General features: G+C 35.6%; 20 protein-coding genes. 16 read left to right on the top strand and 4 right to left on the bottom strand.

Translation table 11 applies throughout. From position 1 onward, the window contains the following. Window positions 1-4: 4 nt before the first annotated feature. From gyrB to dnaA, 4 genes are all read right to left on the bottom strand, one after another. On the bottom strand, window positions 5-2,467 hold the full coding sequence (gene gyrB / locus C0Z22_RS11935; protein ID WP_103218599.1) for a DNA topoisomerase (ATP-hydrolyzing) subunit B: 2,463 nt from the start codon (window positions 2,465-2,467) through the stop codon (window positions 5-7). 64 nt (window positions 2,468-2,531) lie between these two features. After that, window positions 2,532-3,614 (bottom strand): DNA replication/repair protein RecF, encoded by a 1,083-nt coding sequence (locus C0Z22_RS11940; RefSeq protein WP_103218600.1) that lies wholly within the window; start codon window positions 3,612-3,614, stop codon window positions 2,532-2,534. Window positions 3,615-3,626: 12 nt separating this feature from the next. Beyond that, complete coding sequence (gene dnaN / locus C0Z22_RS11945) at window positions 3,627-4,739, bottom strand: DNA polymerase III subunit beta (protein ID WP_103218601.1); 1,113 nt, start codon at window positions 4,737-4,739, stop codon at window positions 3,627-3,629. 507 nt (window positions 4,740-5,246) lie between these two features. Continuing rightward, window positions 5,247-6,830: a chromosomal replication initiator protein DnaA gene (gene dnaA, locus C0Z22_RS11950; RefSeq protein WP_233189728.1), complete on the bottom strand. Its 1,584-nt coding sequence runs from the start codon at window positions 6,828-6,830 to the stop codon at window positions 5,247-5,249. 273 nt (window positions 6,831-7,103) lie between these two features. Between dnaA and rpmH the strand changes: the two genes are divergently transcribed. The 16 genes from rpmH (at window position 7,104) to atpC (ending at window position 21,650) form a co-directional block, all read left to right on the top strand. Next, window positions 7,104-7,256 (top strand): 50S ribosomal protein L34, encoded by a 153-nt coding sequence (gene rpmH, locus C0Z22_RS11955; RefSeq protein ID WP_103218603.1) that lies wholly within the window; start codon window positions 7,104-7,106, stop codon window positions 7,254-7,256. Then, on the top strand, window positions 7,256-7,615 hold the full coding sequence (gene rnpA, locus C0Z22_RS11960; protein WP_103218604.1) for a ribonuclease P protein component: 360 nt from the start codon (window positions 7,256-7,258) through the stop codon (window positions 7,613-7,615). Before rpmH ends, rnpA begins: the two co-directional genes overlap by 1 nt. An 81-nt stretch (window positions 7,616-7,696) precedes the next feature. Further along, complete coding sequence (gene yidC / locus C0Z22_RS11965) at window positions 7,697-9,157, top strand: membrane protein insertase YidC (protein ID WP_103218605.1); 1,461 nt, start codon at window positions 7,697-7,699, stop codon at window positions 9,155-9,157. 6 nt (window positions 9,158-9,163) lie between these two features. Next, the gene (locus C0Z22_RS11970; RefSeq protein ID WP_103218606.1) at window positions 9,164-10,693 is read left to right on the top strand and encodes a tRNA modification GTPase; all 1,530 of its coding nucleotides are present in this window, start codon (window positions 9,164-9,166) and stop codon (window positions 10,691-10,693) included. A gap of 134 nt (window positions 10,694-10,827) precedes the next feature. Next, the gene (gene mnmG / locus C0Z22_RS11975) at window positions 10,828-12,669 is read left to right on the top strand and encodes a tRNA uridine-5-carboxymethylaminomethyl(34) synthesis enzyme MnmG (protein WP_103218607.1); all 1,842 of its coding nucleotides are present in this window, start codon (window positions 10,828-10,830) and stop codon (window positions 12,667-12,669) included. Next, entirely contained in the window at window positions 12,666-13,331 is a 666-nt protein-coding gene (locus C0Z22_RS11980) for a 16S rRNA (guanine(527)-N(7))-methyltransferase RsmG (RefSeq protein WP_103218608.1), read from the top strand. The genes mnmG and C0Z22_RS11980 overlap by 4 nt, the downstream gene beginning before the upstream one ends. Before the next feature lie 36 nt (window positions 13,332-13,367). Beyond that, window positions 13,368-14,219: a ParA family protein gene (locus tag C0Z22_RS11985; protein WP_103218609.1), complete on the top strand. Its 852-nt coding sequence runs from the start codon at window positions 13,368-13,370 to the stop codon at window positions 14,217-14,219. A 16-nt stretch (window positions 14,220-14,235) separates the two neighbouring features. Beyond that, a complete protein-coding gene (locus C0Z22_RS11990) occupies window positions 14,236-15,201 on the top strand; it encodes a ParB/RepB/Spo0J family partition protein (protein ID WP_103218610.1) in 966 nt (321 codons plus the stop codon). 104 nt (window positions 15,202-15,305) lie between these two features. Then, window positions 15,306-15,638: a polymer-forming cytoskeletal protein gene (locus tag C0Z22_RS11995; RefSeq protein ID WP_103218611.1), complete on the top strand. Its 333-nt coding sequence runs from the start codon at window positions 15,306-15,308 to the stop codon at window positions 15,636-15,638. A gap of 144 nt (window positions 15,639-15,782) precedes the next feature. Continuing rightward, on the top strand, window positions 15,783-16,226 hold the full coding sequence (locus C0Z22_RS12000; RefSeq protein ID WP_103218612.1) for a hypothetical protein: 444 nt from the start codon (window positions 15,783-15,785) through the stop codon (window positions 16,224-16,226). 24 nt (window positions 16,227-16,250) lie between these two features. Beyond that, window positions 16,251-16,778 carry an ATP synthase F0 subunit B gene (locus C0Z22_RS12005; RefSeq protein WP_103218613.1) on the top strand — a complete coding sequence of 176 codons (528 nt, stop codon included), beginning with the start codon at window positions 16,251-16,253 and terminating at the stop codon, window positions 16,776-16,778. Between the two features lie 16 nt (window positions 16,779-16,794). Then, window positions 16,795-17,334: an ATP synthase F1 subunit delta gene (gene atpH, locus C0Z22_RS12010; RefSeq protein ID WP_103218614.1), complete on the top strand. Its 540-nt coding sequence runs from the start codon at window positions 16,795-16,797 to the stop codon at window positions 17,332-17,334. 25 nt (window positions 17,335-17,359) lie between these two features. Beyond that, window positions 17,360-18,868 carry a F0F1 ATP synthase subunit alpha gene (atpA, locus tag C0Z22_RS12015; RefSeq protein ID WP_103218615.1) on the top strand — a complete coding sequence of 503 codons (1,509 nt, stop codon included), beginning with the start codon at window positions 17,360-17,362 and terminating at the stop codon, window positions 18,866-18,868. Window positions 18,869-18,885: 17 nt separating this feature from the next. After that, entirely contained in the window at window positions 18,886-19,758 is an 873-nt protein-coding gene (atpG, locus tag C0Z22_RS12020; protein ID WP_103218616.1) for an ATP synthase F1 subunit gamma, read from the top strand. A gap of 10 nt (window positions 19,759-19,768) precedes the next feature. Then, window positions 19,769-21,187: a F0F1 ATP synthase subunit beta gene (gene atpD / locus C0Z22_RS12025; RefSeq protein WP_103218617.1), complete on the top strand. Its 1,419-nt coding sequence runs from the start codon at window positions 19,769-19,771 to the stop codon at window positions 21,185-21,187. 52 nt (window positions 21,188-21,239) lie between these two features. Further along, a complete protein-coding gene (gene atpC, locus C0Z22_RS12030) occupies window positions 21,240-21,650 on the top strand; it encodes an ATP synthase F1 subunit epsilon (protein WP_158246914.1) in 411 nt (136 codons plus the stop codon). Window positions 21,651-21,727: the final 77 nt, after the last annotated feature.

Consider the following 21,727-nt stretch of genomic DNA (forward strand, 5'->3'; position numbering starts at 1 on the left):
AGTCCTATACGTCCAGATTTCTTACATTAAGTGCGTTTTCTTCAACAAATTGTCTTCTTGGTTCTACTTGGTCACCCATTAGAACAGAGAATACTGAATCTGCTTCAATAGTATCTTCAATCTTTACTTGAAGAAGAGTTCTATTTTCTGGATTCATTGTTGTTTCCCAAAGTTGTTCAGGGTTCATTTCTCCAAGACCCTTATAACGTTGGATGTACGCGCCTTGTTTAGCATCATCGATAATATAAGAAGCAAAACCTCTTAGTGATTCGAATTCTTTTGCATCACCTTTTTCACCTTTAACAATGAACTTACCAATTTTAAATTTATTGATACCATCGTAAAGGTTCATAAGATCTGCGTATTCTGAAGACTCTAGGAAGTATGAGCTAAGTTTAAATTTCTTCGTACGTGCTGTTGTTTTAACATTGATACGAATAAGATTTGATGCATGCTCTTTGTCTTCTTCAATTGAGAATGAGTAATTTCTTAATGTTTCAGACTCTTGAGTTTTAAAGTGTTCATCAAGTTTAGAAACAATACCATCAAGTTTTGAGCGATCTTTAAGATCAGCTGCAGTGATACCAATTTCTTCAATTAAGTGTCTTAGTAAGAACGTATCGAAGTGAATATCGTAAGACTTAAGAGTTTTGTCGTATTGAGTGAATTTATTAATAAGACCTTTAGCTGTCTCTTCTTCAATCATTTCACCATTGAAGTTAATTGAAGTTCCTTCAATTGCGTTTGCAACAAGGAATGTCTCAAGTGCTTTTTCGTCTTTTAGATAAATCTCTTTCTTACCTTTCTTGTATTTATATAAAGGTGGTTGAGCGATATAAACATAACCTTGCTCAATCAGCTCAGGGAACTGACGATAAAGAAGAGTTAAAATAAGTGTTCTAATGTGAGAACCATCGACGTCGGCATCTGTCATGATAACTAGTTTGTGGTAACGAAGTTTTGAAATATCAAAGTTACCTTTACCAATACCTGTACCCATCGCTTGAACGATCATCTTAATTTCGGCGTTACCAAGCATTTTATCATAACGAGCTTTTTCAACGTTAAGGATCTTACCTTTAAGAGGAAGAACTGCTTGATACTTACGATCACGTCCCTGCTTTGCAGAACCACCGGCAGAGTCACCCTCTACGATGTAGATTTCAGAAAGAGCTGGATCTTTTTCCTGACAGTCTGCCATTTTACCTGGAAGACCACCCATATCTAGAACTGACTTTCTTCTAGTTAATTCACGAGCACGTCTTGCCGCTTCACGAGCTGCAGCTGCATCAACTGATTTTCTAATAATTGTTTTTGCAGTTTGTGGATTTTCTTCTAAGTATCTCTTAAGTGCATCCCCTACTAGAGAGTTAACGATACCTTCTACTTCAGAGTTACCTAGCTTATCTTTTGTTTGACCTTCGAATTGAAGCTCAGGAAGCTTAACAGAAATAATCGCTGTTAAACCTTCTCTCATATCATCACCTGTTAAATTCGTTTTAATTCCTTTAAGCAGGTTATTATCTTTTGCATATGCATTTAGAACACGAGTTAGTGCAGTTTTAAAACCAGAAATGTGAGTCCCCCCACCTGGAGTTGTAATTGCGTTGGCATAACCAGAAAGAACTTCTGAGTATGAATCAGTCCATTGCATTGAGATTTCTACTTCGTAATCTTCTCTTGATTCTGCAATATAGATTGGATCTTTATGTACTACTGTTTTAGCTCTGTTTAGATATTCTACGAACTGAATAAGACCACCCTCGTAGTGGAAAGTTTCATTCTTATCTGTTCTCTCATCTTTAACAACGATCTTAAGACCTTTGTTAAGGAAGGCCATCTCTCTAAAACGATTTGTTAATGTATCGTAATTAAATTCGTGAACTTCAAAAATTTCATTATCTGGTTTGAAAGTAACAGATGTACCTGTTTGACTTTTATCTTCTAATTCACCAACAACTTTTAGTGGCTCTTTAGTTACACCATGGTTAAATTCAACTTGGTGAATCTTTCCATGCTTTTTAATTTCAACTTTAACCCACTTAGATAGTGCGTTTACAACAGAAGCACCTACACCGTGTAGACCACCTGAAACTTTATAAGCTCCACCTTCTTCGTTAAACTTTCCACCTGCGTGAAGTTTTGTATATACAAGTTCCGCGGCCGATACACCTTCTTTCGGGTGAATATCAACTGGGATCCCTCGCCCATCATCGATAACTGTTACAGAGTTATCAACGTGAATAATAACTTTAATTTCGCTACAATAACCTGCAAGTGCTTCATCGACTGCGTTATCTACAATTTCATATACACAGTGATGTAGACCACGATTGGCAGTATCACCAATATACATCCCTGGTCTTTTTCTTACGGCCTCTAGTCCTTCAAGAACACTAATCTGGCTTGCACCATATTCCTGTCCGACCTTACCAATACTTCCTGCTTGATTTTCTTGATTTTCCAAAAGGAACCTCTCTTCCAATTTCTTGTGTCAGTGTGTTGTTTTAAAAATATAATTTTTTGGAAGACTAGTTAACGGAACCGTTCGAAATATAGATCTTATTTGCGCCATTAATTTTTTCTAATTCTTCCTTAAATTTTTCATTTGCCGTCGTGATTAAAACTTGGAACTCTCGTTGTTCCAAAAATTTAACCAGCCTACCCCATCTCGCCTTGTCTAATTCCCCTGAGACGTCGTCGATAAGTACAATTGGATAGGTGTTAAAGTTATACCTAAATAGCTCTATATAGGCAAATAAGAGGCTCAAATAAGACATTTTTTGTTGGCCTAAAGAACAAAATTCGTAAGCATTCATCCCATCAAAAAGAAGCACGTAGTCATCTTTGTGAACTTGATAAGTCGTATGACCTACAATTAGGTCCTTTTCTAGCCTTTGTTGCATATAATCAAAGATCATCTCTGGCGAAAATCCATGAAAACGAGAATCAACTTCAATTTTAAGTGAATGATCTTCTGAAAAGATGTCACGATATGTATTTTCACAAAACGGAATTAGTTCAGTTACGAATTGATTTCTCATGGCAACTAGCTCATAAGCATAATCGGCCATTTGGCGATCAATTACATTTAACTGCTCACGAAATTGTGATGGTTTCTTAGATAGAAGAATATTTCTAAACTTAAGCGCGGAATTGTACTGATTTAATACTTTCTTATAATCGCGACTAAGCATTGATAAATGATCATCAAACCACTTTCTTCTAAAACTTGGAATATTTGAAAATGAATAAGAATCAAATGGATTGATAAAAACTAACTTTGCATCAAGCTTCTTTTTCGTATTCTTCCCATTAAGTGCCCAGGTAGATCCTTGAGGATTCATCTTTCCACTGAAAGTTACGTTATCGCCATCATCGAGAAATAGAGATGAAAATAATATCTCAGGGTTATCCCCATCAATACTTAATAGCTGTGGAAAAGTTGTATTTTTACGAAAAGATTTTCTCGTCACTAGAACGTGTAGAGCTTCTAATATATTTGTTTTTCCATTTCCGTTTTCACCTAGGATACAATTAATATTTCCATTGAAAGAAATTATATCTGGTTCTAGATTTCGAAAATTTGTTACCTGAAGTTTTACAAGTTTCAAAGCGTCTCAGTACTAGATTCTAAGTGGCATGATAATTCCAAGATAATTTTGGATATCATTTGATCTAACGATTACCGCTGAAAATTCATTGTTAAATTCGAAAGTTACATTTTCAGTATTTAAAATTGCAATTGAATCTAATAAGAAACGAGCGTTAAAACCAATTTCAATTTCCTTACCTTCGTAATCAACTGGAATCGTCTCTTTAGCATCACCAAGAGAAGGATGGTTTGCAGAGATCGTCATATGGTTTTCAGTTAGCTTAAGCTTTACTGCATTTGATTTCTCATTAGACATAATTTTAATACGTCTAATAGCGTTTTGAATTACTTCTTTATCAGCTGTTAGTGAGTAAGTAGTCTTAGCTGGAATTACAGCTTGATACTTAGGATACTCTCTAGCAATTAAACGAATACCTAATTGGTATTGCTCATTAGCTGTTACATATAAATATGAGTCATCAACAGAAATAAACAGATTTGCACCTGGATATGTTTCAGCGATTTTTCTAAGTTCTGCTACACCCTTCTTAGGAATAATAATTCCATTAATTAGAGCTTCATTATTTTGTTCAGCAATATCATTTTCGATTAGAGATAAACGATGTCCATCAGTTGAAACAGCTCTTAGCTTCCCTTCTACTTCTTGGAAATAGATTCCGTTAAAGTGAAGTCTTGTTTCATCATTTGAGATTGCATATGAAGTTTTAGTAATTAGATTTAAAAGATCATCTGAATTTAGTGTGAAAGTATTTTCGCTTCCAAAGTGAAGCTTTGGAAATTCATCTGCTTCGTAAATTAAAAGTGAATAATGAATTTCTTCACAATTTATTTTTAGTAGATTTTCACCATCTTCTAACTCGATGTTGATATCTGTGTTAGGAAGTTCTTTTAATATATCAAATAGATTCTTAGCGTTTATACAAAATGAAGCTGTTCCTTCAGTTGATGCATTAATTGAATACTTTGCTGATACCTCAAGATCTGTTGCTGAAAGATATATTTTATCATTGCTAACAGTTAGTAACGTATATGTTAATATTGGTCTTGAATTCTTCTTATCAATTACAGTTAAAATTTTATTTAATGCATCTCTTAAGTTATCTGTATCAACCCTAAGCTTCATCTTTATTCCTATCAGAAAATTATTTGTATTGTTGTATAATGGAAAACACTAGTTAGCAAGGCTGTCTAGAGCATTTAAGTGTTCTTCTTATTATATATATTTATATATATATTATATATAATCCTGTGGATAAGTTCATAAGTGGCAACTCCCCTTTTAACAGCGTCTTTTCTCAACTTGGCCATTGTTAGCAATCGTTGACTACTTTTTTTTGTGCCTTGCATTTATTCGTATATTACTTAAAACGTAACAAATATGTGGTGTTATTAGTTTTTTGCTCACGGCCTATTGTGGATAATTTTTTGGCCAAGAAAATTTCTTTAAATTTTGTTAAATTGGCCAGTCATTTACTCACAATTTACAAACATGTTGATAACTTTTTTATCCACGGCCGACTGGCCAAATGGCCGGCCAATATTGAGGATGTGAAAATATATAAGAAAGGCCGTGAATAACACGGCCTATGTATTGGTTAGTCAGTTGACTAGTTAGTAATTTAGTAGGGGATTATAACGAATTTTCAATCGTCATAATTGTCTTAGAAAGCATTGGATCTTGAGACAATTGTTTTGAAATCTTTTGTTCAGCGTGAACAACAGAGCTGTGATCACGTCCTCCAAAGAACTGTCCAATTTCTTCATGTGTTAAGCTTGCAAGTTTACGACATAAGTACATGGCAACAAAGCGTGCATTAGCGATATCTTTTACACGTGATTTAGACTTAAGATCAGCAACTGGAATTTTAAAGTATTGTGAAGTCTGCTTAGCAATTCCTTCAATTGTAATTTTCTTTTCGTCTTCGTAATCTCTGAGTCCTAGAACCTCTTTAACCATTTCTAATTCGATATCAACCTTCATGATATCAGAGTAGGCTGAAAGCTTAATTAGAGCACCCTCAAGCTCTCTAATCGAGTTTTTAACATTACATGCAATCAGGTTCACAATGTCTTCAGAAAGGAATAGGTCGAGATCATCAGCCTTAGCATTAATGATTGCAACACGAGTTTCAATATCTGGTTTTTGAATATCAACGACAAGACCCCATTGAAGGCGAGTCTTAATTCTTTCTTCAAGTCCATTGATCTCTTGTGGAGTTTTATCAGAAGTGAAGATTAGCTGTTTTCCTTTTTGATATAGCTCATTAAAGATATGGAAGAATTCTCTTTGCGTTCCTTCTTTACCTTTAAGTTCATGAACATCATCAATCATTAGAACATCAACTTTATCAGAATATTTTTGACGAAACTCTGGAAGCTGTTTATTGCGAATCGATTCAATCATTTCCTTCATGAAATCACGTGCTGTAATTAAGCAGATAACATAGTGAGGGTATTGATTGTGAATACCGTTGGCCATCGCATGTAAGAGGTGAGTCTTACCAAGTCCTGAATTAGAATGAATATAAAGCGACGGATATTTACCAGCTTTACCAGGACTTTTAGCAATCGCTACTGAAGCAGCGTAGGCCATATTATTTGATGGTCCAATAACATAATTTTTAAACGTTTTAGACTTATCAATGACGATATTATTGTAGTCATCACTTACGTGATCAATATACTTAGACTCAACTTGTGAAAGTAGGTCTTCTTGTACAGGCTCTAGATCGAGCGAAAATGAGATTTCATTTGCTGACCTAGGTTTCGTATGACTTGGTTCTATAGGACCATTATTTAAGTGTTGAGATAAGTTATTGTTATTATTAGCAATAATCTCGATTTGATACGATTTACCTAACGTATTTACAATACTTTGGCTGATTTGGTTTAAATTCTTCTCGATAAATGACTTAATAAAGTTAGTCGTTGTCGAAAATATCGCTCTTTCACCGTCAATATTCTTAAGACGAAAAAAGTCTCCTTGGAAAAAAGAAGCATATTTTTGTGGATTTACTAATGATTTTAATGAGTTATGAATCTCGTTATTCATCATATCCAGCTCATCAGCGCTAAAGAAATCGTCCGATAGGCTAGAGCTATTATAAGGTTGATTTAAATTTTGCTTAATATTGAAGGGATCTTCGATAATATTCTTATTGGCAAGATCTTCTATGTTATTGATTTTATTTGTTGTTGGGTTAGAATTCTTCAAAAATTCATTAAAAGGAAAATTTCCCTGCATGATCCATTCCCTTGAGTGGTTTACTCGTCAATTTTTCTTTAATTACGTGTTGTGGGGAGAATTTGTATCATGGCCCAAAATCCTAGGCCAATAAAAAAATGGGTTTTTTACGCATGGCCAAATAAATCAAATATTTTGGCCTGCACTATGTACAGGGCCATTGACCAGTGATGCGAAATGGTATAATACTAGCCCTTACAATATTAATTTTTAGTTAAACAGTTATAGTTAGGTAGGTTGAAGATGTCTAAAAGAACTTGGCAGCCAAAAAGAAAGAAAAGAATGAGAGTACACGGTTTCCTTAAAAGAATGGAAACAGCTGGTGGTCGCAACGTTATCAAAGCTCGTAGAGCTAAGGGACGTAAGCAACTTACAGTTTCTCACGGTAAGAAATAATGACATCAGTTGATAGCACTTTTGATAAAAGTTCAAGACTGCTATCAACTGAAGATTTTTCTTATTTAAGAAAAAATTCTCAAGTAATCACTGATCGTTGGCTTCGTATTTATTACAAGCCATCACGTCTTAACTCTGAAGTTTCAAGAGTAGGTTTTTCTGTAACTAAAAAAGTCGGTAAAGCTAATAAGCGTAATCTTTGTAAGAGAATTATTAGAGAATTCTTTCGTACAAGTTCGTACCGTAACAACGGTAAGGATTTTATGATTGTAGTTTCTAATCGACTTTTTAAAAGTTCACAAAATCCAAAAGAAGATCTTCGAAATTCCCTTGTGAACGCCTTTGCAAAAATTCAATAAAAGATTAACAACTCCTTTATAGCGTGTTAAAAATCTCCATACTTAAAGACTTAAGAAAATACACTTTAGGAGTATTAAAGAATGAATAATGATCAAAAACGCACTGTTTTAGCGTTTGTTCTTACTGGTGTTATTGTTTTCACATGGCAAGCACTTTTCAGTTCAAACCAACCTGTACAACAACCAGTAAAACAAGAACAAGTACAAACACAAAACGCATCTTCTAATTCATCTGAAACGAAGCCAATTGCAACACACTCGAATAAAGCAACAAACCTGACGTCTGTTACTCTTAAAGCAGGATCATTTTTCTATACAGTTAATAGTGATCTTTCTTTTAGTGAAGCAGCTGGTAATAAAACTTCAATGACTTTAAAAGAGCTTTCAGACAAGGATAACTTTTTTAATTTCAAGTTAATCGATACTAATAATAATCTACAAAACTTTAACTTTGTATTCGATGAACAAACAGTTGAAAACGAAGTAGTAGGTAATGATCTTAATAAGCAAATTTCGATTCGTTTAAAATTAGAAAATGATGGCCGTTTAACTTATGAATTAAATGGTGCTCAGGATTTTAGACTTTCATACAATATGGCAGCTACTGAAAAGCAATCTGATAACAGAACTTATCGTCAGTATGTTGTTCAAGGTATGGATACTGATCGTTATAACTTAGAATCAGATGAGAAAGGTGAGGGGAACTTAAAATGGGTTGCTCTTGATTTCAATCATCACGTTTTCTTCAACGTTTTTAATGATAAGCAAACAATCAATTATATGGCCACTGAAGGCGGAGAGATCTTCTTTCAAGCTGTTAATGGAAAGAAAAACTATAATGGTTATATTCTTTATGCTCTTAAAAATTATGATTACCTATTAGGATTTGATAATCAATTAGATCTATCAATCGACTTTGGTATCTTTGGAATTTTTGCAGTTCCAATTCTAAAAGCAATGCAAGTTCTCTACACATATGTAGGTAACTACGGTGTTGCAATTATTCTTTTAACAATTGTAATTCGTCTTGCAACTTATCCATTACAAGCTAAGTCTTTTAGATCAATGAAGAAGATGCAAGTTCTTCAACCAGAGATTGCAAAGCTAAAAGAAAAGTATGCTGACGATCCAATGAAGCAACAAAAAGAAACAATGGAATTATTTAAAAGATCAGGTGCTTCACCTTTAGGTGGATGTCTTCCAATGGTTCTTCAAATTCCAATCTTTATTGCTTTCTACCAAGCTATTTCAAACTCTGTTGAGTTAGTTGGTTCTCCATTTTACTTTTGGTTAACTGACCTTAGTGCAAAAGATCCATATTACATTCTTCCAGCAATTATGGGGATTACAATGCTAGTGCAAACTAAGCTAAATCCTTCGACATCTGCTGATCCTAATCAACAGAAGATTATGTATATTATGCCGATCGTTTTCATTTTTATTATGAAAGATCTTCCAGCAGGTTTAAATCTGTATTTTACAGTTTCAAACATCCTGGGAATTGCACAACAACTTTACGTTTATAAAACAGCAGAAGCTTAATAAACCATGATATACGAAACGGATGACCTTCCTATTGTCGCTTGCTCGACTGGCCTAAATGAGAATACGGCCATAGGGGTTATCCGTTTATCTGGTTTTTCCGACATTGGTTCTATAGGACCATTTTTCAAAAAAGATTTATCAAATCTCGAAATTCGCAAGGCCACTTTTACAAAGTTATACGACCAGGATGGAAACTTCCTAGATGAAGTCGTTATTACGTATTTTGAGGGCCCGCATAGTTACAATGGTGAAAATATATTAGAGATTGCAGCACACGGTAATACACTCAATTTAAAGCGTATTATGAATGCATTCATTAACTCTGGTATGTTTCGTTTAGCAAAGAATGGTGAATTCACTTATCGAGCACTAAAGAATAAGAAGCTTTCTCTTGCACAAGTCGAAGGACTTGATGCTCTTTTAAATGCTTCTTCTTCTCTAATGCTTGATGAAGGTCTTAAACTATTAAATGGTAGCCTTTATCAAAAATATACTGATCTCTACGACAAGTTTTTAAAACTTAAGGCTGCAGTCGAAATTAATATCGACTTTGCAGAAGATGTAGGGGAGGAACAGTCCCAGAAATTACTTGATGATGCTGTTGCTGATATCAGTGGTCATATTACTTCACTTCACAGAAGTGCTAGTGTTAATGCTAAAAGTTTAATGTCACCTGATATTGTTCTTTGTGGTGAGCCTAATGCAGGTAAGAGTTCTTTATTCAATTTATTTTTAAATGAATCGCGCTCAATTGTTTCAGATATTGCTGGTACAACTCGTGATTATATTTCTGAATATATAAGTTTAGGAAATGAAACTTTCAAACTCGTTGATACTGCCGGGCTTCGCAATACGACTGATATAATTGAAGAAGAGGGGATCAAAAGAAGTCGTAATTTGATTGAAAATGCCTTCTATAAAATCCTTCTCGTTAATATCAATGAAGTAGAAAAATATCAGTACCACGATATTAAAGAGACTCTTTTTGATGCTTTAATCTTCACACACTTTGATGAATTTAGCGGTGACATTAATTTAAACGAATTACAGCAGAATCTTCCAAAAGCTATTAAATACTATAGTGCAGACACTTCAAAAGGTGAGGGAAGTCTTGTTGAAATAAGTGGTCCTATCGGACCAGATTCAGAAAGTGGTTCTATAGAACCACAAGAATCAAAACTTGGTCCTATGGGGGCAAGTCTAGAAAATGGTCCTATAGAACCACAAATAAAAACTGGTCCTATAGAACCAGATCAACTACATATAACAGACTTAATTACTCAAGATATATTAGGTAAATACTTGAAATTACGTAACAGTGACCCCATTTCTATTGAAAGACATCGTGTCGTAATCAATGATATTTATGGGAAATTTACTGATTTTGCTAATAATATCAAATACTTAGATGATATAGCTATCATTTCATCCGAAGTTTCTATCCTAGAAAAGAAAACTGCAGAACTAATCGGAATCATTAGCCCTGACGATACACTTACACATATCTTTACCAACTTCTGCATAGGTAAATAATATATAAACCATTGATTTTTCTGAAAAATTAGCTTAAATGTTCCACGTAGAACATTATTATTACAATTGCGCACAATTGTTCCACATGGAACATTAATCGCAGAAAGTTCCACGTGGAACAAAATGAGAAACATATGTTTGATGTAACAATTATTGGTGGGGGACATGCCGGACTAGAAGCTGCTTGGGCCGCCGCTCAGTTTGACCTAAAAGTAGCAATCGTTACTATGCCTGGTGTAAGTATAGCATCAGCTCCATGTAATCCAGCAGTTGGTGGAGTGGGTAAGGGTCAGGTTGTAAGAGAGATAGATGCCTTAGGTGGTATCATGGGGAAGCTTGCTGACAGAAGCGCTATTCAATATCGAACTCTTAATGAATCTAAAGGTTATGCTGTACAGTCAACTCGTGTACAGATTGATAAAGAAGTATATGCTAGAAATGCAGAGGCGGAAGTAGCTGCTAACGATAATATTACTGTTATTCGTGAAATGGTGGAAAGAGTAAGTAAAGATCAGGACTCTTTTCTCATTAAGACAACTGAAGGCGAGTATCTCTCAAAGAAGATTGTAGTTACTACTGGTACTTTTTTAGCAGGTAAAATGCACACTGGAGAAGAACAATCTGACGGTGGTCGTGTAGATTGTCTTAAAGCTGATTCTCTTGAGAATATCTTTGTAGGTGTAACAGCACTTAAAACTAGATTTAAAACAGGAACTCCTGCTCGTTTAAAGAGAGATACCATCGATTTTTCTAAAATGGTGGAGCAAGAAAGTGATCCTACAGCAGTAAACTTTCATTTTAATCACGGATTAACTGAACGATTTGTGGATCAGGTTTCATGTCACCTTACTAAGACCAATGAAAAGACTCTTGGAATTATTCGCGACAATAAAGAGAGAAGCCCTATATTTAACGGACAGATTAAGGGTGTTGGGCCTAGATATTGTCCATCTATTGAAGATAAAGCTTATCGCTATGAAGATAAGGACGTGCACCACGTATTTGTTGAACCAGAATCACTGGAGCTGGATACATTTTATCCAAATGGTATCTCTACATCACTTCCACGTGAGATACAGCTAGACTTTATCCGCACTATTGAAGGATTAGAAAAGGCAGAGATTGCAGTATATGGTTACGCTGTTGAATACGATGTTGTCGATACAACATGCTTGGATAGAACATTACAATCGAAGGAAATGCCTGGATTATATTTTGCTGGTCAGGTAAACGGTACTTCAGGTTATGAAGAAGCTGCAGGACAAGGTTTAATAGCTGGTATAAATGCAGCTCGATCTGCTATTGGCGCAGATAAGTTTATATTGGATCGCGATGATTCATATATTGGTGTAATGGTAGAAGATCTTGTTTCGAATAAGAGAGATGAGCCTTATCGATTATTTACTGCACGTAACGAAAACCGTCTTTATGTACGTGAGGATAATACTATTCTACGTATGAAGAAATATCGCCAAGAATTAGGTTTGTATGCAGATATAGATCGCTATCAAGACAGCTATGAGCAGGGCTTTAACATTATCTGGCATATCGCTAAGAATTATACATATAAAGCTAATCCAAAGAATAAGGAATACTTTGAGTCGAAGGGCTATGGACCACTAAGTTCAAATATTACCTTGGCCGAATTGTCTAAGAGAGCACACTTGAATCCAGTGGATGTCTTAGTGGCAGAGTTAGCTGAGAATAATCTTCATTTTGATTTAAATGTTATTCGTACAGTAGCTATCTCACTAAAGTACGAAGGGTATATTGATCGTGCTCTGGTTGAAAATGCTAAAATCAACAGACTTAGTAAGAAGCCTGTGGATTGGCAAAAGCTAGTAGCTAGTGAGAATATCTCATTTGAGTGCAGACAACGTATTACAGAAATAAAGCCTGAAAGTTTTGGGCAGTTACAAAGAATAGTAGGAATTAGGCCAGCTACCTTAGCATATGTAGCAGGAAATATATTATGATGAAAGATACAGTATTTTGTGAACGCTACCTTGAGCAAATCAATGGCCCGTTTGCTGGAATTAACCTTACAAGAATTAATACAGCAGAAGAGTTCTTCGATAAGCAATATGTAGACAGTGTTAAACCTATTGAAGACATTCCTTCTTTAAAGAAGATCTATGATCAAACTAAGATACATGTAGACATTGGTTTCGGTGGAGGATTTCCTTTATTACCATTAGCAAGCTTGAATCCTGATAAGAAATATATTGGTTTTGAAGCAAGAGGTAAGAAGTCCAAAGTAGTTAATCAAATTGCAGAAGCAATTGGTCTTGATAATGTGAAGACATACCATCAAAGATTTGAGCATGTATATTTTGATCGTGACTGTACGATAACATTCAAAGCTGTTTCAACAATACAAAACCTTCTTCCTCTTATTATTACAGATAAGACTGTAAATGTGATCTTTTATAAAGGTCCAAACTTCTACGAATTAGAAGACCTGGATTGGCTTGGTAACAAGTGGGAGATAGTAGAAGAAACATTGATCGATATACCTAATACTGAGGGGCGTATGATGATTGCTCTTCGTAATAAGAATGTTCTACGTGGAACAGAAATCACTAGTTTTAGAAAAAATAAAAATAAACAACTTGTCACTTTGTCTTCATTTCTTTAAAAATATAGTAACAACTATATCTTTTGGGAGACATAAATGGCTAAAATTATTGCACTCATGAATCAGAAGGGTGGTGTTGGTAAAACAACAACTACAATTAACCTTGCTGCCTGCCTTGCAGTAGCCGAGAAAAAAACTCTGGTAATTGACTTAGACCCTCAGGGTAATGGTAGTGTGAGTTTAGGACTTGATTCAGCGCAGCATAATGGAAGCAATATCTATCATGCAATGATTGGTAAAACAGATATTCGTGAATGTATTTACGAAACAGAATTACCTAATCTACATATCTGTCCTTCTGATAACAATTTATCGGGAGCAGAGATTGAACTAGTAAGTGAATTTGCAAGAGAGTCGAAATTAAAGACTGCATTCATGCCTGTTATGGACGCTTACGATTATATTCTAATTGATTGTCCACCTTCTCTTGGTCTTTTAACTGTGAACGCATTAAATGCTGCTCATAGCTTTATCGTACCGATGCAAACTGAATACCTTGCAATGGAAGGTCTGGCCCAACTAGTAAACACTGTAAAATTAATTAAAGCGAATTTAAATCCTACATTAGAAATGGACGGAATCGTCCTTACTATGTTTGATGGAAGAGCGTCTCTTCACAAGCAAGTTGCAGAAGAGATTAGAAGGCACTTTGGCGAAAAAGTATTTCAATCGGTAATACCTAGAAATGTAAAACTCGCCGAGTGTCCATCTTTTGGTAAACCAATTATCCTTTACGATATTGAATCAAAAGGTTCTGAAGCTTACTTATCACTAGCTAAGGAACTTATTATTAAAGATCGTGCACAATCAGTAGAAATTCAAAATGAGCTACCACAAGTTCCATCGGTTAATGAAATCGATAATACTTTAGCTGGTAACATTCAATAGGTAAGGGGAAGAGAGAATGGCTAAGAAAATGGCATTAGGAAAAGGAATGGGATCTTTACTTGGAGGAACACAAAATTCTTCTCAAGTATCAAAAGCTCAAGCAGCTTTTTCTGATCTACAAAAAGTTGCAGCAGATAATCCGGCAGCAGCTAAACCAGCACTTAATACAACTCCTGCTGTACAAGTAGAAACGAATCCTTCAATGCTTGATATTACTGTAATTCATGCAAACCCAAACCAACCAAGAAAAATCTTTAAAGAAGAAGAGCTTCATGAGCTTTCAAACTCAATTAAAGAAAATGGCGTTATTCAACCACTAATCGTTGTTAAGGCCGATAATGGATATGAACTTGTTGCAGGTGAAAGAAGACTTCGTGCTTCTAAACTAGCAGGTCTTACTCAAGTTCCTGTCGTAATAAAGAGAGCAACTGATCGTGAAAAAATGGTTATGTCGATCATTGAAAACGTACAAAGATCAGATCTTAACTGTGTAGAAGAAGCTCTTGCTTACTTTGCACTAATGGAAGACTTCAACTTAACTCAAGAAGAAGTTGCAAAAAAAGTTGGTAAGGAAAGATCTACAATTGCTAACTTCCTACGTATTCTTAAGCTTCCACGTGATGTAGTAGAATTAATCCAAAAGGATCAGCTTTCATTTGGTCATGCAAAAATTCTTGCTAGTATCAAAGAGAGAGAAGATTGTATTCGTATTGCAAATAAAGCAGCTCTTGATAATCTATCTGTTCGTGAAACTGAAAAATTAATTAAAGCAGCTAAGCGACCAACAAAAGTTGGCAAAGAAGATGATAACTTCGACTTTTTTAATGGAAAAATGTCTCAATATAGAGAAAAGTTAGAACAAAAAACTGGTTATCATTTCGGGATTAAAACAAATAAAAACGGTGGTGGAGAAGTTGTACTGAAATTCTCTAATGAAGCCGAATTTAATGATATTTTTGAATACTTACTTTTAAATAGATAATGTTTTTATTGGTCCTATGGGACCAGTCTTTATGGCCGGTCCTATAGAACCATTTTTCAAATCAAATATGGTCCTATAGAACCAGCCACGGAAAGGGTAGATTTATGACACAAGGAACAATGGCAGCGATTATCGAAGATGGTTGTAAGCTCGAAGGAAATATTACACTGAACGGTGTAGGGCGTATTGCGGGAATTGTGAACGGAACTATTTTTTCAAATGACACGGTAATTATTTCCGAGGCCGCTGTAATTAATGCAGACATTATTGCTGATGTAATTATGATTAGTGGAATCGTTAAGGGCGACATCAAAGCGACTTCTCGCGTCGAAATTATCAAGCCTGCTCGCTTCGAGGGGACTATCACTACACCTTCGCTTATTGTGGAAGACGGCGTTATTTTCCATGGTACAACGAAGATGCATGACGAGAAATAATTAAATAAATTTGATTATTTACAACTTAATTAAATGTTAACAAACATTCAGAAAAAAGCTGTTTAGCTTGACGATAGGCCAGATAAAGTTTAATTATTAGTGAACTTTTAACCAATCTTATTACACAATTTGGGGTAGTCACTAATGGATACTATCAATACAGTATTAAACTCTCTAGGTATCAACTCTACATTTTTCATTCAATTGGCCATCGTTACAGTTCTTTATTTTGTAACAAGAAACTTAATCTGGTCTAAACTTCAAGAAGTTCTTGAAAACCGTGAAGCAAAAACTACTAAAATGGAATCAGGTGCTGATGAAAAAACTCGTCTTGCAACTGAATTAGAGAAAGAATACAAGTCTAAAATTGAAGGCGCACAATCTGAAGCTTTTAATTTAATTCAAAATAGAAAAGAAGAAGTTACTAAGCGTGAAGCTGTTAAAGTTAAAGAACTTGCTAATAAGCTTGAAGCTGAAGCTAATTCTGAAAAGGCAAAATACTCTCAAGAGTTAGAAGAGAAGAAAGTTGCAATCATGAAAGATGCTGATGAACTTTCATCACTTCTAGTTGATAAAATTGTACAGTAGTCATTAAAATTATAAGGATAATAAATGAAATTATTATTAGCTCTAGTTTTTAGTAATATCGTATTTGCAGCTGGTGGTGAATACCACGGTGGTCACTTATCTGACCTACTTGTTCCTGCAATTAACTTCACAATTGTATTTGGTTTTATGGCATGGAAGATTATTCCATTCATGAAAAATTCATTTGTAGAAAAAGCAGATTCTATTAAGGATCTTGTTGAGTATGCAGCTGAAAAAGATGCAAAAGCAGAAAAAGTATTATCAGCTTCAAAAGCTAAGCTAGATAATATCGAAGGTGAGAAAGAACAAATCATCACTAATGCAAAAAAAGATGGTGAAAAGTTCGAAGAAACTTATGTTCAAGAAATCAAAGCATCAATGGAAAAAATGGAAGTAGATTCTGCACACAAGTTAGAATCTGAAAAGAAGATGATGCTTAAACAACTTAATGAATCGCTATTAGATGAGGTTATTTCTAAAACGAAAACTAAAATTCATTCTGATAGTTCATTATCAAATAAAGCAACAAGCAATTTAATTTCAAGACTATAGTTCTAGGGTTAGTAAGATGAAAGAAAAGAATGTAGCCAAAGCGTATGCAAAAGCGATTTTCAGCCTAGGTAAAGAGTCTAATATTAATACAGCACAAGAGCTTACTGCTCTTACAGAAGTAATCAATGCAAGTAATGATCTAGAAAACGTAATGTTTTTAGATGTATTTACTGTTGAGGAAAAAGCTTCTGTTATAAGTGACGTATTAACAAAGTTAGGGCTTTCTCAAGTTGTAAAATCATTTATTAATTTCCTACTTCAAGAAAAGAGAATTGGAATTCTTCCACTCATCTTTAAAGAAGTAATCGTTATGGATGATCATGAAAGAGGTTTCATGAGAGGAACAATTGAAGGTAATGCAGATTCAATTGATACAGAGTCACTTAATAAGATTAAATCTTTTATTAAGTCACAACTTGGATCAGAGCCTGAGTTAACTTATACAAAAAACGAAAAAATTACAGCAGGTGTTCGTGTGACAGTTGAAGACTATCAAATCGATGCATCTGTAGATAAACAACTTAATACTTTAAAAGAATCAATTATAAATGGCTAATGGCCAATTATTGTAGAGGTAAATGATGTCAATGAATCCAGAAGAAATTACGAGCATTATCAAAGACAGAATTGCTAACTTCGAAACTAAACTTCAAGTAGACGAAGTAGGTACAGTTCTTACTGTTGGTGATGGTGTTGCTAGAGTTTTCGGTCTTAAAAACGTAATGGCCGGAGAGCTTGTAGAATTTGCTACAGGTACAAAAGGTATGGTTCTAAACCTAGAAACTAACAACGTTGGTGTTGCTATTCTTGGTGATGATCCAAAAATCACAGAAGGTTCAACAGTTAAAAGAACTCAAAAGATCGTTGAAGTACCAGTAGGTGACGCTCTTTTAGGTCGTGTTGTTGATGCTATTGGTAATCCAATCGACGGACAAGGTGAAATCGTTTCTGAACACTCAAGACGTGTTGAAATTAAAGCTCCAGGTATTCTAGGTAGAAAATCTGTACATGAGCCACTTCAAACAGGTATTAAAGCTATCGACGCTATGATCCCAATCGGACGTGGTCAACGTGAGCTTATCATTGGTGACAGAAAGACAGGTAAAACTGCTGTTGCAATCGATACAATCATCAACCAAAAAGGTAAAGATGTTGTATGTATCTACGTAGCTATTGGTCAAAAGAACTCAACAGTACGTCAAGTACAACAAAAACTAAAAGAAGCTGGTGCTCTTGATTATACAATCATCGTATCTGCTACTGCTTCTAACTCTGCACCTCTTCAGTACCTAGCACCATATACTGGTTGTACAATGGGTGAGTACTACAGAGATAGCGGTAAGCACGCACTAATCGTTTATGATGATTTAACAAAGCAAGCACAAGCATATCGTCAGCTTTCACTACTTCTTAGACGTCCACCAGGACGTGAAGCATTCCCAGGGGACGTTTTCTACTGTCACTCAAGACTACTTGAGCGTGCGGCGAAACTATCTGATGACCTAGGAGCTGGTTCACTAACTGCACTTCCAGTTATTGAAACTCAAGAAGGTGACGTTTCTGCATATATTCCAACAAACGTAATCTCGATTACAGATGGTCAGATCTTCCTAGAAGGTGACCTTTTCAACTCAGGTATCCGTCCAGCTGTTAACGTTGGTATTTCGGTATCACGTGTTGGTGGTTCTGCTCAGATTAAAGCAATGAAAAAAGTTGCTGGTACATTAAGACTTGATCTTGCTCAGTACCGTGAACTTCAAGCTTTCGCGGCTTTCGGTTCAGATCTAGACGAAGCTACTCAAAAACAACTTTCAAAAGGTGAGAGACTTGTTGAGCTACTTAAGCAAGCACAATATTCTCCATTTGATGTAATCGACCAAACTGTATCTGTATACGCTGGTACAAAAGGTATGTTCGATTCAGTACCTGTTGATAGAGTAAGAGATGCTGAAAAAGATCTTCTAGATCACCTAAATACTTCTCACTCAGATCTTATGAGTTCACTAAGATCAGAGAAACAAATCTCTGGTGAGAATGATGGTAAATTAGCAACTGCAATTAAAGAATTTATTGCAAGTAAGAACTACTAATTAATTGAGGAGCCATAATGGCAAATATTAAGGATCTTAAAAAGAAAATCAAAAGTACTAAGGGTACTTTAAAGATTACGGAAGCTATGAAACTTGTTTCAGCTGCAAAGCTAAACAAGGCTCAGAATGCTATTCTGAATGCGCGTCCTTATGCAAATGAATTAGAAGATTCAATTAAAACAATTTCTGCTTTAGTAGAAGGTTACAATCACTCTTTCTTAAATAATAACGAATCTAAGAAAGAAGTACTTCTTGTAATCTCTTCGAATAAAGGTCTTTGTGGTGGTTATAACTCTGGTCTTGCAAAAGCTGTTAAGGCTTATATTGCAAACCATGAAGACACTAACAACCTTGAAGTGCACTTTATTGGTACTAAGGTAAAAGAACTTGTTGTGAAACTTGTTAACGCTGGTGAATCATACGGTTTTGAAAGAACTGAACCACAATTTCATGAAGTTCAAACGATTGCTAATAAGCTTTCAGAACTTTTTGCAACTGGTGAAGTAGGAAAGGTAAGTGTTGCTTACAACATTTTCCATTCTGCAATACAAATCGAGCCAACAGTTAAACAAGTACTTCCAATGACTCTTGATTCATCTGAAAGAGATGAGCTAAAGGAAAAGTATCCGTTTGATTTCAGATACAACCCTGGTGCGGAAAGTATTTTAGATGGCCTAATCCCAGAGGCGTACACGAGTGCAATGTGGACTGCAGTATTAGATGCTACAGCAGCAGAGCACGGATCACGTATGTCAGCAATGGATAGTGCCGTTGGAAACTGTAAAGATGCAATTAGAACACTAACTATTAAAATGAATAAATTGAGACAAGCGGCGATTACAACTGAACTTATTGAAGTTGTATCTGGTGCTGAGTCCCTCAATGGTTAAGGAGCGTAGAATGTCACAAGCAAAAGGTGTTATTCGTCAAGTTATGGGTCCTGTTGTAGACGTTGAATTTGCTGATGGAAATTTACCGGAAATCTATAACGCCCTTTTAGTTACAAACTCAACAATCAACGACAAAGAAAATAACCTTGTTCTTGAAGTTGCAACTCACCTAGGTGATAACGTTGTTAGAACGATCGCTATGGACCAAACTGAAGGTCTATCAAGAGGTTTAGTTGTATCTGACACTGGTGCTCCAATTCAAGCACCTGTAGGTCGTGAATGTCTTGGTCGTATCATCAACGTAGTTGGTGAAGCGATTGATGAAGCTGGTGAATTAGGTAATAAAAAATCTTACTCAATCCACAGAGAAGCTCCATCATTTGAAAATCAATCAACAAAACTTGAGCCATTCTTTACTGGTATTAAAGTTATTGACCTTCTTGCTCCATACTTAAAAGGTGGAAAGATTGGTCTATTCGGTGGTGCTGGTGTTGGTAAAACAGTTCTTATTATGGAACTTATCAACAACATTGCTACTCAACACGGTGGTTTCTCTGTATTCGCTGGTGTTGGTGAAAGAACTCGTGAAGGAAACGACCTTTACGAAGAAATGAAAGAGTCTGGGGTTATCGATAAAACTGCACTGGTATACGGTCAGATGAACGAGCCACCAGGTGCACGTGCTCGTGTTGCTCTTACAGGTCTTTCTCTAGCGGAATATTTCCGTGATGAAGAAAAACAAGACGTACTATTCTTCGTTGATAATATCTTCCGTTTTACTCAAGCTGGTTCAGAGGTATCTGCACTACTTGGACGTATTCCATCTGCCGTAGGTTACCAACCAACTCTTGGTACTGAGATGGGTGCTATGCAGGAGCGTATTACTTCAACTAAAGATGGTTCGATTACTTCTATCCAAGCTGTATACGTACCTGCCGATGACTATACTGACCCGGCTCCAGCAACTACATTCGCTCACTTAGATGCGACTACTGAACTTTCACGTTCAATTGCTGAAAAAGGTATCTACCCAGCGGTAGACCCACTAACATCATCTTCAACAATTCTATCTCCAGCTATCCTTGGTGACGATCACTATGATACTGCTCGTTCAGTTCAACAGATCCTTCAAAGATATAAAGAGCTTCAAGATATCATCGCGATTCTTGGTATGGACGAACTTTCTGAAGAAGATAAAATTCTAGTTGGTCGTGCAAGAAAGATTGAGAAATTCCTTTCTCAACCATTCTTCGTTGCTGAGCAGTTTACAGGTATCCCAGGTCAATTCGTTGATATCAACGATACGATCAAAGCATTCAAAGCTATCCTAGCTGGTGAGTGTGATGAAGTTCCTGAGCAAGCTTTCTACCTTGTTGGTAACCTAAACATGGTATATGAAAAGTGGGAACAACTTAAGAAGGATGCTTAATAAGTAGCAAGTTCCATGGGGTAACCCATGGAACTACGCAAAGGATTAAATGATGAGTAACTTTGTTGTAAATATTCTAACGCCTAGCTCAGTTGTTGCGAAGAACGTACCAGCAGACTCTGTTTTCGTTCCTACTCTAAAGGGTGAAATCGAAGTTCTTGCAGGTCACACTCACATTGTTGAGAAGCTAGCTACTGGTAGCGTTGCTGTACATGGTGATGATTCGGAAAGATTTTTCACTGTTACTAACGGTATCGTAAAGGTTTTAAACGACCAAATTACTATCCTATCAATGACTTCTGAAGAAGATTGTCAAATTGATGAGGAAAGAGCTACAAATGCACTAATTTACGCTCGTGAGAAGCTGAAAGGTACTTTAACTGATGAAGATCTAGTTAAATTCCGTCGTAAGCTTGATAGAGCGCAACTTAGGTTACAACTAGTTAAGCAAATTTCGAAATAATAGATTAGGCCCTGGAAACAGGGCCTTTCTTTTTCTACTTCACTCGGCAAAATCTGCCACCTAAGTTCTAAATAACC

This window comes from Halobacteriovorax sp. DA5 (genome assembly GCF_002903145.1).
In the GTDB taxonomy this organism is placed as follows: domain Bacteria; phylum Bdellovibrionota; class Bacteriovoracia; order Bacteriovoracales; family Bacteriovoracaceae; genus Halobacteriovorax_A.

Coding starts and splice junctions, on each gene's coding strand:
- dnaN (WP_103218601.1), bottom strand. CDS start 4,739: ATGAAGCTTAGGGTTGATACAGATAACTTAAGAGATGCATTAAATAAA.
- rpmH (WP_103218603.1), top strand. CDS start 7,104: ATGTCTAAAAGAACTTGGCAGCCAAAAAGAAAGAAAAGAATGAGAGTA.
- rnpA (WP_103218604.1), top strand. CDS start 7,256: ATGACATCAGTTGATAGCACTTTTGATAAAAGTTCAAGACTGCTATCA.
- yidC (WP_103218605.1), top strand. CDS start 7,697: ATGAATAATGATCAAAAACGCACTGTTTTAGCGTTTGTTCTTACTGGT.
- C0Z22_RS11970 (WP_103218606.1), top strand. CDS start 9,164: ATGATATACGAAACGGATGACCTTCCTATTGTCGCTTGCTCGACTGGC.
- mnmG (WP_103218607.1), top strand. CDS start 10,828: ATGTTTGATGTAACAATTATTGGTGGGGGACATGCCGGACTAGAAGCT.
- C0Z22_RS11980 (WP_103218608.1), top strand. CDS start 12,666: ATGATGAAAGATACAGTATTTTGTGAACGCTACCTTGAGCAAATCAAT.
- C0Z22_RS11985 (WP_103218609.1), top strand. CDS start 13,368: ATGGCTAAAATTATTGCACTCATGAATCAGAAGGGTGGTGTTGGTAAA.
- C0Z22_RS11990 (WP_103218610.1), top strand. CDS start 14,236: ATGGCTAAGAAAATGGCATTAGGAAAAGGAATGGGATCTTTACTTGGA.
- C0Z22_RS11995 (WP_103218611.1), top strand. CDS start 15,306: ATGACACAAGGAACAATGGCAGCGATTATCGAAGATGGTTGTAAGCTC.
- C0Z22_RS12000 (WP_103218612.1), top strand. CDS start 15,783: ATGGATACTATCAATACAGTATTAAACTCTCTAGGTATCAACTCTACA.
- C0Z22_RS12005 (WP_103218613.1), top strand. CDS start 16,251: ATGAAATTATTATTAGCTCTAGTTTTTAGTAATATCGTATTTGCAGCT.
- atpH (WP_103218614.1), top strand. CDS start 16,795: ATGAAAGAAAAGAATGTAGCCAAAGCGTATGCAAAAGCGATTTTCAGC.
- atpA (WP_103218615.1), top strand. CDS start 17,360: ATGTCAATGAATCCAGAAGAAATTACGAGCATTATCAAAGACAGAATT.
- atpG (WP_103218616.1), top strand. CDS start 18,886: ATGGCAAATATTAAGGATCTTAAAAAGAAAATCAAAAGTACTAAGGGT.
- atpD (WP_103218617.1), top strand. CDS start 19,769: ATGTCACAAGCAAAAGGTGTTATTCGTCAAGTTATGGGTCCTGTTGTA.
- atpC (WP_158246914.1), top strand. CDS start 21,240: ATGAGTAACTTTGTTGTAAATATTCTAACGCCTAGCTCAGTTGTTGCG.